The following is an 18,306-nucleotide window of genomic DNA, read 5'->3' as shown; positions in this document are numbered from 1 at the left end:
ATCAGCCGAGGAGGCTGACATCCCGTACTGCGCCCTTGTCGGCGCTGGTCGCCATCGCCGCATACGCGCGGAGGGCCTGGGAAACCTGCCGCTCGCGAGCCTTCGGCTTGTAGACGCCATCCAGCGCCGTACGCCGGGCCGCCAGTTCCTCCTCGGAGACCAGCAGTTCGATCGAGCGGCCCGGGATGTCGATCCGGATCCGGTCGCCGTCCTCGACCAGCGCGATGGTCCCGCCCGAAGCCGCTTCCGGTGACGCGTGACCGATCGACAGCCCCGACGTACCGCCAGAGAATCGCCCGTCGGTCACCAGCGCGCAGACCTTGCCCAGCCCGCGACCCTTCAGGAACGAGGTCGGGTAGAGCATCTCCTGCATCCCCGGCCCACCCTTCGGCCCTTCGTAACGGATCACGACGACGTCGCCCGGCTTGACCGCCTTGGCGAGGATCTTCTCCACCGCCTCTTCCTGCGACTCACACACGACAGCCGGTCCCTCGAAGGTCCAGATCGACTCGTCGACACCGGCTGTCTTCACCACACACCCATCAACGGCCAGGTTGCCCTTCAGCACCGCGAGTCCGCCGTCCACGGAGTACGCGTGCTCGAGGTCGCGAATGCAACCGCCGGCCGCGTCCGTGTCGAGGGTGTCCCAGCGCTCGGACTGCGAGAACGCGGTCGCCGAACGCTGACAGCCGGGTGCCGCGTGCCACAGCTCAACGGCCTCGGCCGACGGCGACCCACTGCGCACGTCCCAGTTCTTCAGCCACTCGTCGATCGAGCCGCTGTGCACCGTGTAGATGTCCTCGTTCAGCAGGCCGGCTCGGTACAGCTCACCCAGGATCGCAGGGATGCCGCCTGCCCGGTGGACGTCCTCCATGTAGTACGTGCCGCCCGGGGCCACGTTCGGCGCGACCTTCGCCAGACACGGGACCCGCCGGGAGACGGCGTTGATGTCGTCCAGGTCGAAGTCGACCTCCGCCTCCTGGGCCGCGGCCAGCAGGTGCAGGATCGTGTTCGTCGAGCCGCCCATCGCGATGTCGAGCGCCATCGCGTTCTCGAACGCGGCGCGGGAGGCGACGGTCCGCGGCAACACGGTCTCGTCGTCCTGGTCGTAGTACCGCTTGGTGATGTCCACGACCGTCCGGCCGGCATTCTCGTACAGGGCCTTGCGGGCGGTGTGGGTCGCGAGCACCGAGCCGTTGCCGGGCAGCGCCAAGCCGATCGCCTCGGCCAGGCAGTTCATCGAGTTCGCGGTGAACATGCCCGAGCACGAACCGCAGGTCGGACAGGCGTTCTCCTCGATCCGCAGGATGTCCGCATCGGAGACGTTCTCGTTGACGGCCTCGGACATCGCGTCGATCAGGTCGAGCTTGCGTACGGTCCCGTCGACCAAGGTCGCCCGGCCGGCCTCCATCGGGCCGCCGGAGACGAACACGGTCGGGATGTTCAGCCGGAGCGCCGCCATCAGCATGCCCGGGGTGATCTTGTCGCAGTTCGAGATGCAGACCAGCGCGTCGGCGCAGTGCGCCTGGACCATGTACTCGACCGAGTCGGCGATCAGGTCGCGCGACGGCAGGCTGTAGAGCATCCCGCCGTGGCCCATCGCGATGCCGTCGTCGACCGCGATCGTGTTGAACTCGCGCGGGATCCCACCGGCCGCGTGAACCGCCTCGGACACGATCCGGCCGACCGGCTGCAGATGCGTATGACCGGGAACGAACTCGGTGAAGCTGTTCGCTACGGCGATGATCGGCTTGCCGAAGTCCTCTCTGGCGACGCCGGAAGCCTGCATAAGTGCGCGGGCGCCCGCCATGTTGCGGCCATGGGTGACGGTACGGGACCTCAGTTCGGGCACGGCGATCTCTCCAGAAGTCTGATCGAAAAAGCTCCTTGTATGGTGCCACCGATCGTCCAGATGCCGAAACGCCGGTCCCGGATGCTGGTTCGCCGAAGTCGTCCACCTGGGCCCCGCAGCCGTGCTGAGGTCAATTGTCGGCCGGGCGATCTAGCCTGGGCAGATGGTGGGGTTCGAGTATCACGAGCGGCGGGCGCACCCTGCCTTGCGCGGGTACCTCGGCGACCTCATCGGGTATGCGTACCTGGGTGAGCCGCCGGAGCTGCATCGCGGTCTGCCATCGCAGTACCTGACGATCGTGATCACTCTGGACGAGCCGCTGGGTCTCGCCTTCGCCGACGAGCCGGTGGAGAAGTTCAGCTCGCTGGCCAGCGGGCTGCATTCCAGCGCAGTCCGGATCGGCGGCTCGCCGAACCGCTCGGGGATGCAACTCGCGCTCACCCCGGCCGGATCGCGCGCCCTGTTCGGCCTTCCGGCCGGCGAGCTTGCGGCGACCACCGTCAACCTCGACGAGCTTGTCGGCCGTACGGCGCTCGAGCTCAGCGACCGCCTTCGGTCCGTATCGGACTGGGAGCAGCGGTTCGACATCTTGGAGCAGCTGTTCCTCGAGGCGTGGAGCGACGAGCCTGCACCGGAGCCACGCGCCGAGCTCAGCTGGGCCTGGCGGCGGTTGTGCGAGACGGCCGGCGGCGTCGGCGTACAGGAGTTGGCGCGGGAAGTCGGGTGGAGCCGGCGGCATCTGAGCGAGCGGTTCCGCGCGGAGTACGGGCTGCCACCCAAGGTCGCGGCCCGGATCCTGCGGTTCGAGCAAGCGGTCTCGCTGCTGAAGCGAAGACCACGAACCAGGCTGGCCGACCTCGCGGCCGAGCTCGGGTACGCCGATCAGGCGCACCTCACGCGCGAGTGGCAGGCCCTGGCCGGGTGTTCGCCGCGGCAATGGATGGCCGAGGAACTCCCATTCGTTCAAGACCAGGAACTCACCTCGGCGGCAGGCTAAGGGCCATGGAGGCGGCTACGGGTCGCGGGGGTTCACGGTCGCCGATTCGGAGGGGAATCTGTGGAGTGTCGGCACCTGTAGCGGCGAGTCATCCACAGGGGCCCAACAGTGAGGTCGCGACTTCCGTAGAATCGCTGGGTGGCTGCTGCTGAGTTCCCGGAAGATTCTGCCAACCCTGCGAGTGAAGCTGCGCAGGTGCTGCACAGAGTCTTCGGGTACGACACGTTCCGCGGCGAGCAGCAGGAGATCATCGACACTGTTGTCGCCGGTGGAGACGCGCTCGTCCTGATGCCCACCGGTGGTGGCAAGTCGCTGTGTTACCAGATCCCGGCTCTGGTTCGATCCGGTGTCGGCGTGGTGATCTCGCCGCTGATCGCGCTGATGCAGGACCAGGTCGACGCGTTGACGGCCCTCGGCGTACGAGCCGGATTCCTCAACTCCACCCAGGACTACGAGCAGCGTCGCGAGGTCGAGCAGGCCTTCCTGTCCGGCGAGCTCGATCTGCTCTACCTGGCGCCCGAGCGGCTCCGGGTCGAGGCGACGACGCGACTGCTCGACCAGGGCAAGATCTCGTTGTTCGCGATCGACGAGGCGCACTGTGTGTCCCAATGGGGGCACGATTTCCGGCCGGACTACCTGATGCTGTCGGAGTTGCACGAGCGCTGGCCGGACGTCCCGCGGATCGCGTTGACGGCCACCGCGACCGAGGCCACCCACCGCGAGATCGCGACCCGCCTGAATCTCACCGAGGCGAAGCACTTCGTCGCCAGCTTCGACCGGCCGAACATCCAGTACCGGATCGTCTCCAAGGACAGCCCGCAGCGACAACTCCTCGACCTGCTCCGTACTGAGCACGCGGGCGACGCGGGCATCGTCTACTGCCTGTCGCGCAACAGCGTGGAGAAGACCGCGACGTTCCTGACCCAGAACGGCATCGAGGCCGTTCCGTACCACGCGGGTCTCGACAGCCGGATCCGCGCGAAGAACCAGTCCCGCTTCCTTCGCGAGGACGGCCTGGTGGTGGTCGCGACGATCGCTTTCGGGATGGGCATCGACAAACCGGACGTGCGTTTCGTCGCGCACCTGGACCTGCCGAAATCGGTCGAGGGCTACTACCAGGAGACCGGCCGAGCCGGCCGCGACGGGCTTCCTTCGACAGCCTGGCTGGCCTATGGGCTCCAGGACGTCGTCCAGCAACGCAAGATGATCGACACCTCCGAGGGCGACGCGGCCCATCGCCGCCGCCTCGGCACCCATCTCGACGCGATGCTCGCCCTCTGCGAAACGGTCCAGTGCCGCCGCACCCAGCTTCTCGCGTACTTCGGCCAGTCCGGCGAGGTCTGCGGGAACTGCGACACCTGTATGACGCCACCCGAGTCGTGGGACGGCACGATCCCCGCGCAGAAACTGCTCTCCACCGTCTACCGACTGCAACACGAGCGGAACCAGAAGTTCGGGGCCGGCCAGGTGATCGACATCCTGCTCGGCAAGACCACCGAGAAGGTGAAGCAGTTCCGCCACGAGGACCTGACCGTCTTCGGTATCGGCACCGAACTGAAGGACACCGAGTGGCGGGGCGTGATCCGCCAGCTTCTCGCGCAGCGACTGCTCACGGTCGAAGGTGACTACGGCACCCTGCTACTCACCGACGACAGCACCGAGGTGCTCAGCCGTCGCCGCGAGGTGATGATGCGCCGCGAGCCCGAACGCGTCGGCAGGTCGTCGCGCTCCTCGTCCGCGAGCAAGAAGAAGGCGGCCGTCGCCGACCTCTCCCCCGAGGCGACCGAGGTGTTCGAACGCCTCCGCACCTGGCGCGGCGCGACCGCCAAGGAGCAGGGTGTGCCGGCGTACGTGATCTTCCACGACGCGACCCTCCGGCAGATCGCCACCGACCTCCCCGGCACCCTCGCCGAACTCGGCAAGATCAGCGGCGTCGGCGAGAACAAGCTCGCGAAGTACGGCGAAGGAGTGCTCGAAGCCCTAGCGGCCGAGTAGCGGCTGGGTCAGGTCCAGCCAGACAGACCTGGTTCGGGCCGATGTCCTCGATCTGCACCCGGCCGGCGGTCCCGTCGCGCAACTCGACCGAAGCCGATCGTGAATATCCGCGACCGCGCGCCGCCTGCACGACCCGTCGCTGCGCGGCTCCTGCCGAGGCGAGCAACGGCCTCGCGTCCTCCAGCAACTGTCTTCCACCCCGAGGTCAGCTCAGTGGCCCGCTTGTCCCGGACGAACAACTGCACCTTGAGTTCGTCCTCGCGCGCCCGGATCTGCCGCGACAACACCGGCTGAGCGCCACCTCCTGATACCCCCAGGGTGTTACCCGGCGACTGCACAACAAGGAAGGCCCGGCCAACTTCGGCCGGGCCTTCCGATCGAACGATTGGAGTTACTTGGCTACGACTCGGAGGGTGAAGTCAGCCTCGCCGTCGCCGGTGACGCGGGTGCTGAAACCGGCGGAGCTCAGTGCGGCGTAGTTCTTGTCGGAGCTGATCTTGCCGCTCAGCGAGCCGACGGCCTCGAAGTCGACGTACCCCACGAGTACCGCGCCCTTCGTGTCCGGCACCGCCTGCTTGAACTTCTCGGTCTGGCCGAGGTTGCCGCCCTTCAGCACCTCGTCGGCGTAGGCCCTGGTCGGTCGCGATCACCAGGGTGTCGTCGTCCTTGGCCCGCTTGACCGGGATGTCCATCGGGGTCTTGCTGCGCATCAGGTTCAGCAGTTTGTCGACGACCTCCTCGGCCTTACCCGGGTCGGTCTCCATCCGGGCCGCGATCTTCGGGGCGTCGGCCGAGCCCTTGTCGATCGCGATCGCCAGGTTCTTGCCCAGCAACGGCTTCAGGTCGTCCGGCAGCGCGATGCCGTACTCGTCGGTGAAGTCCTTGGTCAGGTCACCGAGGTTGATCCCGGCCTGACCGGACGACTTCTCGAGCTGGGTCCAGATCGTGCTGACCAGGTTCGCGCCGTCGGACAGCGCCAGCGCGCCGGCGGTGGTGTCCGGCAGCTTGCCGATCACGTCGCCGGCGTCCTTGTTGCTGACCTTCAGACTCTGGTCGCCGTGCACGACGCCCTTCAGTTCGACGTACTGCGAGTCGAACCGCAGAACGGCGGCGGCACTTCCCTCGGGCAACGCGGAGCGCTGCTGGTCGGTCAGTTTCTTGCCGGCCGCGAGTGCGAGGCCCTTGGTGTCCGCCCAGAAGGAGGCGAAGCCCTGCTCGCCGAGCGCGGACATGTCCTTCTCGAACTTGTCGTTGTCCTGCAGCGAATTTCCCTTGCTGGCGGCAACAGCCGAGTCGAGCGTGGCCTGCTCGTCGGACAGCAGCACGTAGCCGCCGGCGAAGGCACGCTTCGGCGCGTCCTCCTGGTCGGCGAACAGCTTGTCCAGACCCTTGGTGGCCTTGCCCTCGTCCTTGACCTCGACCGCGACCACCGGCTCGACCTTGTCATCGAACGGGACGGCGGCCACGCCGGCGCGATCGCCGAGCCAGGGCTTGATGTCCTTCTCGAAGTCGACGTCGGCCAGGTCCTCGCCGCCGTCCTTCTTGATCAGGTCGAACAGCTTCTGCCGCAGGTCGTCCTGGTCGCTGGTGAGCCCGATCTGCTCCTTCGCGGACGGGAACTTCATCAGGAACCGCAGTGCTGCGACCCGCTGGCCGGCCGACGGGTTCAGATCGATCCGCGCGTAGGCGACCGAGTTGGCCGGCAGCACGCCGGCCGGCTGGTCACCACCGGTGAGCTTCGCGTAGGCGAAGATGCCGCCGCCCGCGATCACGGCGACCACGGCCACGCCTGCGACCAGCGGGATCAGCTTGGTGCGCTTCTTCTTCGGCTCCGGCTGCCACTGCTGCACATGCGGCTGCCCACCGAACGGCGGCTGCCCGCCCTGTCCGTACTGCGGGTCTCGCGGGTAGTCAGGAGCACCCTGCTGGGGCCAAAGAGACCCGGGGTTCCCCTGCACCGGCTGCTGCCCATACCCAGGCTGCCCCTGCGGCCCATAGCCCGGCTGCGGTCCATAACCTGGCTGGCCCTGCTGAGGTCCGTAGCCTGGCTGGCCTTGCTGCCCCTGGTACGGGCCCTGCGGACCGCCGTACGGGTGGTTCGGACCACCCTGCGGCGGGTTGGTGTTGTCAGACATTCGTCCCCCCTCACATCGCCGGTGGCCTCACCACCGGGCCGAGACAGGCTATTGCACCTGCGGCGACCCTTCTGACGCGGCAGGCAACGATGTGGTTGCAACCGGTTCACTGCGCCAGCTCGCGGCGGCGATGATGGCCGCCGCCAGCGCGGCACCGACCAGCCAGGCCGCGATCGGCGTCCAGGTGTGCAGCTCGAGCGGCGCGTCCAGCATGTCGCCCGGCTTCGCGTTCTCCAGCCGCGGCTGCAGCGGGTCGTGACCGAGCAGCATTCCGACGCCCCAGGCGACACCGCCACCCAGTACAGACCCGATCGCGACCACGCCGACTGCCCACGGACCGTAGTTGCGCAGCCACCAGAACAGGGCGCCGCCGAGAACCAGCGCGGTCAGGAAGCCGATCGCGGTGAAGGTGCCGTCCGGTCCGAAGACCTTGGTCATCTGCTCCTCGCCGAGTGACCCACCACGCTCGTCCACGGCGTACTGCGCGAGCGGCGCGAACCGCTGCCACGCCCAGCCCGCGATCGCACCGACGACCAGGAACGCCGCCACGGTGACCGCGATCGCCTTCGCCCACGGCAGCCCTGGCTCGGGCTCCGGGGGCACCCCGAACGGAGTACCGAAAGACTGATACGGCTGCGGCTGATCTGGCTGACTCACTGGCCCAGTGTGGCTCATCCCCACCAACCCCGGCTGACCGACCCGCTCAGCCGGCCAGACACGAAGGACCGAGCAGCGCCTTCAGGTCAGCCATCAGCGACGAGGTGGGCGTGACCCGGAACCGGTCGCCGATCCGCATCACCGTCGTCTTGCGGCTGGCCTGCAGCCGGAGCTGGACCTCGGTCATCCCCGGATGCGACTTGAGCACGTCGCGCAACTGGTCGACGACCGGCGGCGTACACCGGTTGATCGGCATCGTGATCACCACCGGACCACTCGGCCCCTCGGTCAGGTCGGGCACCGAGACCTCGGAGCCGCTCAGCTCGACCCGGTCCTCGCGCCGCCGGATCCGGCCCTTCATCAAGATGATCGCGTCGTTGGCGAGTAGATGCGCGGACAGCTGGTACGCCGAGGAGAACATCATCACCTCGATCGAACCTTCGAGGTCCTCGATGGTGACGATCGCGTAGATGTCGCCGCGCTTGTTCACCTTGCGCTGGACCGCCGTGACCAGACCACCGATCGTCACCTGGGTGCCGTCCGGGCGGTCCTCGTCGGCGAGCAACTGACCGATCGAGCAGTCGGTGCCGTTGGTGAGCACGTGCTCGACGCCGAACAGCGGGTGGTCCGAGACGTACAGACCGAGCATGTCGCGCTCGTGCGCGAGCTTGGTCGCCTTGTCCCACTCCTCGATCTCCGGCACCCGCACCGTCAGCCGGCTGTTCCCGTCGGCTTCCTGATCGTCGTCGCCCATGCTGAACAGGTCGAACTGGCCGTGCGCCTCGTTCCGCTTGAGGTCGATCGCCTCGTCGACGGCCTGCTCGTGCACCGCGACCACCGCACGCCGGGCGTGGTTCATCGAGTCGAACGAACCGGCCTTGGCCAGCGACTCGATGACGCGCTTGTTGCAGACCGGCAGCGACACCTTGTCGATGAAGTCGACGAAGTCGGTGAACCGGCCCTCGGACTCGCGGGCGGCGACGATCTCGGCCACCACGTTGACGCCGACGTTGCGGATCCCGGACAGGCCGAACCGGATGTCGGTGCCGATCGGGGTGAAGTTCGAGTCGGACTCGTTCACGTCCGGCGGCAGCACCTTGATGCCCATCCGGCGGCACTCGTTCAGGTAGATGGCCATCTTGTCCTTGTCGTCCTTCACCGACGTCAGGACAGCGGCCATGTACTCCGCGGGGTAGTTGGCCTTCAGGTAGGCGGTCCAGTACGAGACCAGCCCGTACGCCGCCGAGTGCGCCTTGTTGAACGCATAGTCGGAGAACGGGACCAGGACATCCCAGAGCGCCTTGATCGAGGCGGCGCTGAAGCCGTGGTCGATCATGCCGGCCTCGAAGCCGACGTACTCGGCGTCGAGGACCTCCTTCTTCTTCTTACCCATCGCCTTACGGAGCAGGTCCGCCTTGCCCAGGCTGTAACCCGCCAGCTCCTGGGCGATCTTGAGCACCTGCTCCTGGTAGACGATCAGCCCGTACGTCGGGCCGAGGATCGGCTCCAGCGCCTGCGCCAGCTCCGGGTGCGGGTAGCTGACCTCCTGCTGACCGTTCTTGCGCAGCGCGTAGTTGGTGTGCGAGTTCGCACCCATCGGACCCGGCCGGTACAGCGCGCCGACCGCGGAGATGTCCTCGAAGCTGTCCGGCTTCATCAACCGCAGCAGCGCCCGCATCGGACCGCCGTCGAACTGGAAGACGCCGAGGGTGTCACCCCGGCCCAGCAGCTCGAAGGTGGGCTTGTCGTCGAGGGTGTTGCCGAGTCCGTCGAGGTCGACCGTGAAGCCGTGCACGGCCTCGATGTTCTTGACCGCGTCGTCCATGATCGTCAGGTTGCGCAGACCCAGGAAGTCCATCTTGACCAGGCCGAGCGTCTCGCAGCTCGGGTAGTCGAACTGGGTGATGATCTGGCCGTCCTGATCGCGGCGCATGATCGGGATCAGGTCGATCAGCGGCTCGCTGGACATGATCACGCCGGCCGCGTGCACACCCCACTGGCGCTTCAGGTTCTCCAGGCCGCGGGCGGTGTCGACGATCTTGCGGACATCCTGGTCCGACTCGTACAGCTGGCGGAACTCGCCGGCCTCGGAGTACCGCTTGTGCTGCGGGTCGAAGATGCCGGCCAGCGGCACGTCCTTGCCCATCACCGCGGGCGGCATCGCCTTGGTGATCCGGTCGCCCATCGCGAACGGGTAGTCCAGCACCCGGCCGGCGTCCTTGATCGCCTGTTTGGCCTTGATCGTGCCGTAGGTCACGATCATCGCGACCCGGTCGTCGCCGTACTTCTCGGTGACGTAGCGGATCACCTCGGGCCGGCGACGGTCGTCGAAGTCGATGTCGAAGTCGGGCATCGACATACGTTCCGGGTTCAGGAAGCGCTCGAAGATCAGGCCGTGCCGCAGCGGGTCGAGGTCGGTGATCCGCATCGCGTACGCGCACATCGAACCGGCGCCGGAACCACGGCCCGGGCCGACCCGGATGCCGTTGGCCTTGGCCCAGTTGATGAAGTCGGCGACGACCAGGAAGTAGCCCGCGTACCCCTTCGAGGTGATGACCTCGATCTCGTACTCCGCCTGCTTGCGGACGTGGTCGGGCACCCCTTCGGGATAGCGCTTGTGCAGGCCGGTCTCGACCTCGGCGACGAACCAGGACTCCTCGTTGTGACCCTCCGGGCAGGGGAAGCGCGGCATGAACCGGCCCTCGCCCTCGGTGAAGCTCACATCGCACTGCTCGGCGATCAGCAGCGTGTTGTCGCAGGCCTCCGGGTAGTCCTTCCAGACCTCGCGCATCTCGGCCGCGGTCTTCACGTAGAACTCGTTCGCGTCGAACTTGAACCGGTTCGGGTCGGACAGCGTCGAGCCGGACTGCACGCAGAGCAGCGCCGCGTGCGCGATCGAGTCCTCGGGCTTGGTGTAGTGCAGGTCGTTCGTCGCGACCAGCGGCAGGCCGAGCTCCTTGGCCAGCTTCAGCAGGTCACCCTGGACGTTCCGCTCGATGCCGAGCCCGTGGTCCATCAGCTCGCAGTAGTAGTTCTCCGCGCCGAAGATGTCGCGGAACTCGGCGGCCGCCGCGATGGCCTCCTTGTACTGCCCCAGCCGCAGCCGGGTCTGCACCTCACCGGACGGACAGCCGGTGGTCGCGATCAGGCCCTGGCCGTAGGTCTGCAGCAGCTCGCGGTCCATCCGGGGCTTGAAGTAGTAGCCCTCGAGACTGGCCAGCGACGACATCCTGAACAGGTTGTGCATGCCGCTGGTGTTCTTCGCCAGCAGCGTCATGTGCGTGTACGCGCCGCTACCCGATACGTCGTCGCGGCCGCTGTTCGCGTCGCCCCACTTGACCCGCTTCCGCTCGCTGCGGTGCGTGTGCGGGGTCAGGTACGCCTCGACGCCGATGATCGGCTTCACGTCGTACTTCTGCGCGGTCTTCCAGAACTCGTACGCCCCGAACACGAAGCCGTGGTCCGTGGTCGCGATGGCGGGCTGGCCCATCTCCTGGGCGGTTTTGAACAACTCGTCGATCCGGGCGGCGCCGTCCAGCATGGAGTACTCGGTGTGCACGTGTAGATGCACGAAACTGTCGCTGGACGCCATGTCTTCGCAGACCTCCCAGAGGCGTGAGTGAGCGGGTCGGAGACAGACTATGCGGGGCCATGGACAGTCTCTGAATCGCCTCACCGAGCCGCTCTGAGGCCGCCCGGTATCCGGTCGTGGACGACACCACTTCCACACCAGTTCGACCCGTCCGGCGAGGGCCGGACGGGTGCGCTGTGACGCCGGAACTACTGCGCGTCGGCGAGTTGGTCGAGGGCGCTGTCGAGGTCCTCGGGGTACGCCGAGGTGTACTCGACGTACTCGCCCGATCCCGGATGGGCGAACCCGAGGCGCATGGCGTGCAGCCATTGGCGCTTGAGCTTGAGCCGGTCGGTCAGCACCGGGTCCGCGCCGTATGTGAGATCCCCACAGCACGGGTGCCCGATCGCGGCCATGTGGACGCGGATCTGATGCGTCCGGCCGGTCTCCAGGGTGATCTCGAGCAACGTCGCGAAGCGGAACGCCTCGAGCGTCTCGTAGTGGGTCACGCTCGGCTTGCCACCGGCCACGACGCCGAACTTGTAGTCGTGGTTCGGGTGCCGGTCGATCGGCGCGTCGATGGTCCCGGTGAAAGGGTCCGGGTGGCCCTGGACGAGCGCGTGGTAGATCTTCTTGACCGTGCGCTCCTTGAAGGCGCGCTTGAGCGCGGTGTAGCTGTACTCCGTCTTCGCCACCACCATCAGCCCCGAGGTACCGACGTCGAGCCGGTGCACGATGCCCTTGCGCTCGGCGGCACCGCTCGTGGAGATGTTGAAGCCCGCTCCGGCCAGGTGCCCGATCACGGTCGGTCCGGTCCAGCCCGGCGACGGGTGAGCCGCGACGCCGACCGGCTTGTCGACGACCACGATCTCGTCGTCGTCGTGAACGATCCTCAGGTTCTCGACGGTCTCCGGTACGACCCTGATCTCCCCCGGCGGCGCGGGCAGCTCGACGTCGAGCATCACCCCGGCCGACACGCGGGTGGACTTCATCGCCGCCGCGCCGTCGACCTGGACCAGGCCGGACTCGATCAGCTCGGCCGCCTTCGTCCGGGAGACCCCGAACAAGCGTGACAGAGCCGCGTCCAAGCGCTCACCGGCGAGGCCGTCCGGCACCATCACCGTCCGCGAATCGCCGCTCACTTGTCCGCCTGCTCTGCAGTAGCGGCGTCCGTGGAACCGGCTTTGCCGACGTCCTTGGTGCCGTCCAGCTTGATTCCGCGCAGAGTCTGGATCACCAGCAGGATCGCCGCCGAGGTGACGGCCATGTCGGCGACGTTGAAGATCGCCCAGTGCGGCGTCTGCAGGAAGTCGACCACGTGACCGTGGAACGGCGACGGCTCGCGGAAGATCCGGTCCACGATGTTGCCGACCGCGCCGCCGAACAGGAAGCCGAAGGCGATCGTCCAGCCGACCGAGCCGAGCCGGCGCGACAGCCAGACCACGCCGACCGCGACGACGATCTGGATCGCGCTGATCACCGGCGTGTAGCTGGTGCCGAGACTGAACGCGGCGCCCGGGTTGCGGATCAGGTTGAACTTGAGCAGCGAGCCCACCACGTTGACCGGCTCCCCCGGCGTCAGATGCTGCAGCGCCAGAGCCTTGGTCAGCTGGTCCAGCCCGAGCACCAGCAACCCAACAGCCCCGAACAACACCACCAACTTGAACCGCCCACCGGCTGACGGCGGCGCATCGTCTGCAGTACCGGGCTCGGCACCCTGTGTGGTCGGGGCGGGCTCTGGAGACGACGGAGAACCGGCCGACTCGAGGTCGGCCGGTTCCGTCTGGTTTTCAGCTGTGGCGTCCCCTGGCAGGGGGGACGGGTCTGATCCGCTCAGCGGCGTTCTTCGCGTTCTTTGCATGACACGCACAGTGTCGCACGCGGGAACGCCTGCAACCGACCTTTGCCGATCGCCTGGCCGCAGCTCTCGCAGACCCCGTACGTTCCGTCGTCCATCCGCGACAGCGCCCGCTCGATCTGGTCCACCATGTCACGGGCGTTGTTCGCCAGCGACATCTCGTGGTCCCGCTCGAGGGTGGTCGAACCGACGTCGGCCTGGTCGTTGCCGGCCCCGTCACCACCGTCGCGGAGCAGTCCGACGATCTCCTGCTCGGCGTCGCGGATCTCTTCCTTCAGGTGCGCGGCGTCGGCGACAAGCTCGCCTCGCAGCTCCTCCACCTCGGCCGCGGTCCACGGCTCCTCGCCGTCCTTGACCCGGAACGATGTGGGCGACTTCGTGGGTGACTTGGCCGGCGCGGTCGCCGGGGTTCTGTTCTCGTTCGTCTTCATGGCCACCCTCTTCGTAGGTGTCTGCTTGGCAGGGGTCTTCTTGGCCGGAGCCTTCGTGGCCGGCTCGGTGGTCGTCGCGGCGCTCTGCTTGGCCGCGGGCTTGCGTTGGGGGGCGGACTTCTTCGGAGCCGATGTAGCCATGGTTCGACTACCCCCTGCCTTCGTCGGAGACTGAAGCGGACTGGTCGCAAGACAGTAGGACACGCAACCGCTACGTGCCAGCCCGACGCGCAGACCGTGGACATACGGTAGTCGGTTCTTCAAGTCCGCTCGATGTTCCGCGCGTCACGGCCACAGTGCGGACGCCCGTTCAGGCAATCACTTGCTTCACCCGGCGGTCACCGCAACAGAATTGTCACGAAGGAAATCCCGGTTGACCAGTCATTAACGATTCGTAGCGGAGTAGATCGAAGTCGTACACTTCACACGCGACCGCGAGGCTGTGATGGGGCCATCACCCCGGAGCCGCCGGAAGAACGGCCTGAGAGGGCTCACTAGAACCGGCAGCGGAGCGAAACGAAGTGGGTGACTTCAGGTCACCAAGGAGGGTGGTACCGCGGAGCCCGGCGACAGCGCCGGCGCCTCGTCCCTTCGTCGCCGAAGCAGCAGGCTCGTGACGAAGGACGAAGAGATGGCGGAACACCCCAGCACCGGTTGGCAGCAGGTCCCGGCCCAGGTCGACCTGCCCGCGATCGAGCGTGACGTGCTCAAGCACTGGGACGAGCAGGACACCTTCGCCCGGAGCCTCGAGCAGACCGCCGACGGCCTGCCCTGGACCTTCTACGAGGGCCCGCCGACCGCGAACGGCATGCCCGGTACGCACCACATCGAGGCGCGCGTCTTCAAGGACGTGTTCCCCCGCTACCGGACGATGAAGGGGTTCTCGGTCGAGCGCAAGGCGGGCTGGGACTGCCACGGCCTGCCGGTCGAGGTCGCCGTCGAGAAGGAACTCGGCTTCAACGGCAAGAAGGACATCGAGGCGTACGGCATCGCCGAGTTCAACGCGAAGTGCCGTGAGTCGGTCCTGCGCAACGTCGGCGCCTTCAACGAGCTGACCAACCGGATGGGCTACTGGGTCGATCTGGAGCACCCGTACAAGACGATGGACCCGGAGTACGTCCAGTCCGTCTGGTGGTCGCTGAAGCAGATCCACGACAAGGGCCTGCTGGTCGAGGACTACCGCATCACGCCCTACTGCCCGCGCTGTGGCACCGGACTGTCCGACCACGAGCTCGCCCAGGGCTACGAGACGGTCGTCGACCCCTCGGTCTACGTCCGTTTCCCGCTCACCTCGGGCCCGCTGGCGAGCAAGGCGTCGCTGCTGGTCTGGACGACGACCCCCTGGACGCTGGTCTCCAACACGGCCGTCGCCGTACACCCCGATGTCGACTATGTGGTCGCTACAGACGGCAACGAGTCGCTGGTCGTCGCGGAGCCGCTGCTGTCGGCGCTGGGCGAGGGCTGGACGGTCACAGAGCGCTACAACGGCCGCGACATGGAGCACTGGACCTACCAGCGCCCGTTCGAGCTGGTGGAGTTCCCCGAGCCGGCGCACTACGTAGTACTGGCTGAGTACGTGACTACAGAGGACGGCACGGGTCTCGTGCACCAGTCCCCCGCCTTCGGCGCAGACGACCTGCTGGTCGCGCGGGCCTACAACCTGCCGGTGGTGAACCCGGTGGAGTCCGACGGACGCTTCGGCGCCGACGTGCCGCTGGTCGGCGGCCAGTTCTTCAAGAAGGCCGACTCCGACCTGGTCAAGGACCTGCAGGAGCGCGGCGTCCTGTTCAGGCACGTTCCGTACGAGCACCCGTACCCGCACTGCTGGCGCTGCCACACGCCGGTCATGTACTACGCACTGCCGTCCTGGTACATCCGTACTACGCAGGTGAAGGACGCGCTGCTCCGCGAGAACGAGAAGACCAACTGGTTCCCCGACTCGGTCAAGTGGGGCCGGTACGGCGACTGGCTGCGGAACAACATCGACTGGGCCGTCTCCCGCTCCCGCTATTGGGGTACGCCGCTGCCGATCTGGCGCTGCGGCGAGGACCACCAGGTCTGCGTCGGCTCACTGGCCGAGCTGGGCGAGCTGGCCGGGCGCGACCTGTCCGCGACCGACCCGCACCGGCCGTACGTCGACGACATCACCTTCGCCTGCCCGACCTGTGGCGAGGAGTCGACCCGCGTCGCCGAGGTGATCGACGCCTGGTACGACTCGGGCTCGATGCCGTTCGCCCAGTGGGGCTACCCGTGGGCGGAAGGGTCGAAGGAGAAGTTCGACCAGGCCTACCCGGCGGACTTCATCGCCGAGGCGATCGACCAGACCCGGGGCTGGTTCTACACGCTGATGGCGATCGGCACGCTGGTGTTCGACGAGTCGTCGTACCGCGATGTCGTCTGCCTGGGGCACATCATGGCCGAGGACGGCCGGAAGATGTCCAAGCACCTGGGCAACATCCTCGAGCCGATCCCGCTGATGGACAACCACAGCGCGGACGCGGTCCGCTGGTTCATGGCCTGCTCCGGCTCGCCGTGGAAAGCGCGCGGCATCGGCCCGAACGTCCTGAACGAGATCGTCCGCAAGGTGCTGCTGACGTACTGGAACACGGTCGCCTTCCACGCGCTCTACGCCCGGCTGGCCGACTGGTCGCCGACGGCCGAGGTGCCGCCGGTCGCCGAGCGTTCGGTGCTGGACCGCTGGCTGGTCAGCGAGACGAACCGGCTGGTCCGGGAGACCGATGTCGCCTATGCGACCTACGACACGCAGAAGCTCGGCGCCCAGATCAGCGGCTTCATCGACGTGCTCTCCAACTGGTACGTACGCCGTTCGCGCCGCCGGTTCTGGGCCGGCGACGCCGGCGCGCTGGCCACGCTGCACGAGACGCTCGAGGTGCTCACCCGGCTGATGGCGCCGCTCACGCCGTTCGTCACCGAGCGGGTCTGGCAGGACGTGTTCCGCCCGGTCACGCCCCATCTCGCCGACTCGGTGCACCTGACCGCTTTCCCGCAGTACGACGAGACGCTGATCGACGACGCGCTCGCGACCCACGTGTCGATGGCGCGCCGGGTCGTCGAGCTGGGCCGGTCCGCCCGGGCCGAGGCGAAGGTCCGGACCCGGCAGCCGCTCAGCCGGGCGCTGGTCGGCTCGGCCGCGATCGCGGAGCTGGACGACGAGTTGCTCGCCGAGATCGCCGAGGAGCTGAACGTCGGTTCGGTGGAGCCGCTGTCGTCGGCGGGCGCGGACCTGGTCGAGTTCTCCGCGAAGGGCAACTTCCGCGAGCTCGGCAAGCGCTTCGCCAAGCAGACGCCGGTGGTCGCGGCCGCGATCGCGGCGGCCGACGCCGCCGGCCCTGGCCGCCTCCATCAAGGCATCCGGTACGGCGACCGTGGTGGTCGACGGCGAGAACGTCGAGGTCAGCGCGGCCGAGGTGCTGCTGTCGGAGCGGCCGCGTGAGGGCTGGTCGGTCGTGAACGAGCAGGGTGAGACCGTCGCGCTCGATCTGGAGGTGACGCCGGAGCTGAAGCTGGCCGGGCTCGCCCGCGAGGTGGTCCGGACCCTGCAGGAGGCCAGGAAGAACACCGGCCTCGAGGTCTCGGACCGGATCGTGGTCTGGCTCGCCGCGACGGATACCGAACTGGCCGAGGCCCTGGGCAAGCACGCCGACCTGATCGCCCGCGAGGTGCTCGCCACCGAGCTGACCCCATCGGCGCCCTCGGCAACAACCGGCCTGGCCACCGGCTCCGACGAGGACCTCGGCCTGACCTACTGGCTGGCCAAGGCCTGAATCGTCAACTCCACGAGCTTGCGTCCGAAGAAGTGAGGGGCAAGACCCTCACCTCTTCGGACGCAAGCGTTCAGCGGGGTCCGGCTGAAATGCGCACCGTCACCGTCAGGCGACCGTCAGTCAGAAGTATCCAGACATGACGAAGAGGCGGTGCTGCCGGATTAGCACCGCCCCTGAGTCAGGTGTTTTTAGACGCCGTGACCGTGAGCCTGGGCGCGGGCCTCCGGGCGGAAGCCGTTGCGCGGGCTCAGCGTGTCATCGCCGTTGCCGAGTGCCTTCAGCTGCTCGGTGAAGTACGTCTTCAGCCGGCTGCGGTACTCGCGCTCGTAAGCGTGCAGGTCGTCGATGGTGCGCTCGAGCTGACCCTTCTGCTTCTCCAGCGTGCCCAGCATCTGGGCGCGGCGCTCAGCGATCTCGCCGTCCAGCTTCTCGGCGCGGGCACGAGCCTCGCCGGTCATCCGGTCGGCCTTGCCACGAGCCTCGTTCTCCAACCGCTCGGCCTTGGCGCGGGCCTCGCCGATGATCTTGTCGGCGGTGTCCTTCGCCTCCTGGACCAGGTCGTCGGAGTGCTTGGTCGCCATCTCCAGCAGCCGTACGGCCGAGCTGGAGGCGTCGCCGACGGTTCCGGCTGCCGCAGCAGCCCCCGCGGCCGCTACAGCGGGAGCGACGACTGGTGGTGGCTTCTCCTCGGGCTTCTCGACCACGACCGGAGCGGGCTTGGGCTGCTGGACCACAGGCGGCAGCGCGGCGGTCTGGTCGACCACCGGGCGCTCCTGCCCCGATCCGGCGCGCTGGGCAGCGGCCAGCTTGGCCCGCAGCTCCTCGTTCTCGGCGAGAAGTCGCTCGAGCTCGGCCTCCACCTCGTCGAGGAAGGAGTCGACCTCTGTGACGTCGTAGCCCTCCCGCAATCGGACGGGCGTGAACTGCTTCGAGCGGACGTCATCCGGCGTCAGCGGCATCTTTCACCTCGTTTGTCTGTGTCTTGGCGGAGTCCCCGTGGTCTGCACCTCGGCGACTCAGTAGAT

Annotated in this window: 11 protein-coding genes and 1 pseudogene; 3 read left to right on the top strand and 9 right to left on the bottom strand. The window is 67.6% G+C overall.

Translation table 11 applies throughout. From position 1 onward, the window contains the following. Nucleotide 1 precedes the first annotated feature (1 nt). Nucleotides 2-1,852 carry a dihydroxy-acid dehydratase gene (ilvD, locus tag F1D05_RS35160; protein ID WP_185444580.1) on the bottom strand — a complete coding sequence of 617 codons (1,851 nt, stop codon included), beginning with the start codon at nt 1,850-1,852 and terminating at the stop codon, nt 2-4. 163 nt (nt 1,853-2,015) lie between these two features. Between ilvD and F1D05_RS35155 the strand changes: the two genes are divergently transcribed. Together F1D05_RS35155 and recQ are read left to right on the top strand one after the other, a co-directional pair. After that, on the top strand, nt 2,016-2,849 hold the full coding sequence (locus F1D05_RS35155; protein WP_185444579.1) for a helix-turn-helix domain-containing protein: 834 nt from the start codon (nt 2,016-2,018) through the stop codon (nt 2,847-2,849). Between the two features lie 138 nt (nt 2,850-2,987). Further along, complete coding sequence (gene recQ / locus F1D05_RS35150; RefSeq protein ID WP_185444578.1) at nt 2,988-4,844, top strand: DNA helicase RecQ; 1,857 nt, start codon at nt 2,988-2,990, stop codon at nt 4,842-4,844. A gap of 8 nt (nt 4,845-4,852) precedes the next feature. Here recQ and F1D05_RS43325 read toward each other — a convergent pair whose 3' ends face one another. The 7 genes from F1D05_RS43325 to F1D05_RS35115 form a co-directional block, all read right to left on the bottom strand. After that, nucleotides 4,853-5,131 carry a hypothetical protein gene (locus F1D05_RS43325; RefSeq protein WP_206685966.1) on the bottom strand — a complete coding sequence of 93 codons (279 nt, stop codon included), beginning with the start codon at nt 5,129-5,131 and terminating at the stop codon, nt 4,853-4,855. 132 nt (nt 5,132-5,263) lie between these two features. Then, a complete protein-coding gene (locus F1D05_RS35140) occupies nt 5,264-6,979 on the bottom strand; it encodes a DUF3352 domain-containing protein (RefSeq protein ID WP_246486226.1) in 1,716 nt (571 codons plus the stop codon). A gap of 48 nt (nt 6,980-7,027) precedes the next feature. Continuing rightward, entirely contained in the window at nt 7,028-7,636 is a 609-nt protein-coding gene (locus F1D05_RS35135; protein ID WP_246486225.1) for a hypothetical protein, read from the bottom strand. Nucleotides 7,637-7,682: 46 nt separating this feature from the next. After that, nucleotides 7,683-11,228, bottom strand: coding sequence for a DNA polymerase III subunit alpha (gene dnaE / locus F1D05_RS35130; protein WP_185444576.1), 3,546 nt, complete (start codon nt 11,226-11,228; stop codon nt 7,683-7,685). Nucleotides 11,229-11,416: 188 nt separating this feature from the next. Further along, on the bottom strand, nt 11,417-12,325 hold the full coding sequence (locus tag F1D05_RS35125) for an RluA family pseudouridine synthase (protein WP_185449754.1): 909 nt from the start codon (nt 12,323-12,325) through the stop codon (nt 11,417-11,419). Between the two features lie 20 nt (nt 12,326-12,345). After that, nucleotides 12,346-12,864, bottom strand: a complete 519-nt coding sequence (gene lspA, locus F1D05_RS35120) for a signal peptidase II (RefSeq protein WP_246486224.1) — start codon at nt 12,862-12,864, stop codon at nt 12,346-12,348. Nucleotides 12,865-13,040: 176 nt separating this feature from the next. Next, nucleotides 13,041-13,637 carry a TraR/DksA C4-type zinc finger protein gene (locus F1D05_RS35115; RefSeq protein ID WP_185444574.1) on the bottom strand — a complete coding sequence of 199 codons (597 nt, stop codon included), beginning with the start codon at nt 13,635-13,637 and terminating at the stop codon, nt 13,041-13,043. Between the two features lie 490 nt (nt 13,638-14,127). Here F1D05_RS35115 and ileS point away from each other — a divergent pair. After that, a pseudogene (gene ileS / locus F1D05_RS35110) lies at nt 14,128-17,281 on the top strand (isoleucine--tRNA ligase). 188 nt (nt 17,282-17,469) lie between these two features. Here ileS and F1D05_RS35105 read toward each other — a convergent pair. Continuing rightward, nucleotides 17,470-18,240, bottom strand: coding sequence for a DivIVA domain-containing protein (locus F1D05_RS35105; protein WP_185444573.1), 771 nt, complete (start codon nt 18,238-18,240; stop codon nt 17,470-17,472). Between the last annotated feature and the right edge of the window lie 66 nt (nt 18,241-18,306).

The sequence above is a fragment of the Kribbella qitaiheensis genome, from assembly GCF_014217565.1.
GTDB lineage: Bacteria > Actinomycetota > Actinomycetes > Propionibacteriales > Kribbellaceae > Kribbella > Kribbella qitaiheensis_A.
Note: the sequence above shows the minus strand (reverse complement) of the source record. Positions and strands in the feature narration are given on the sequence as shown.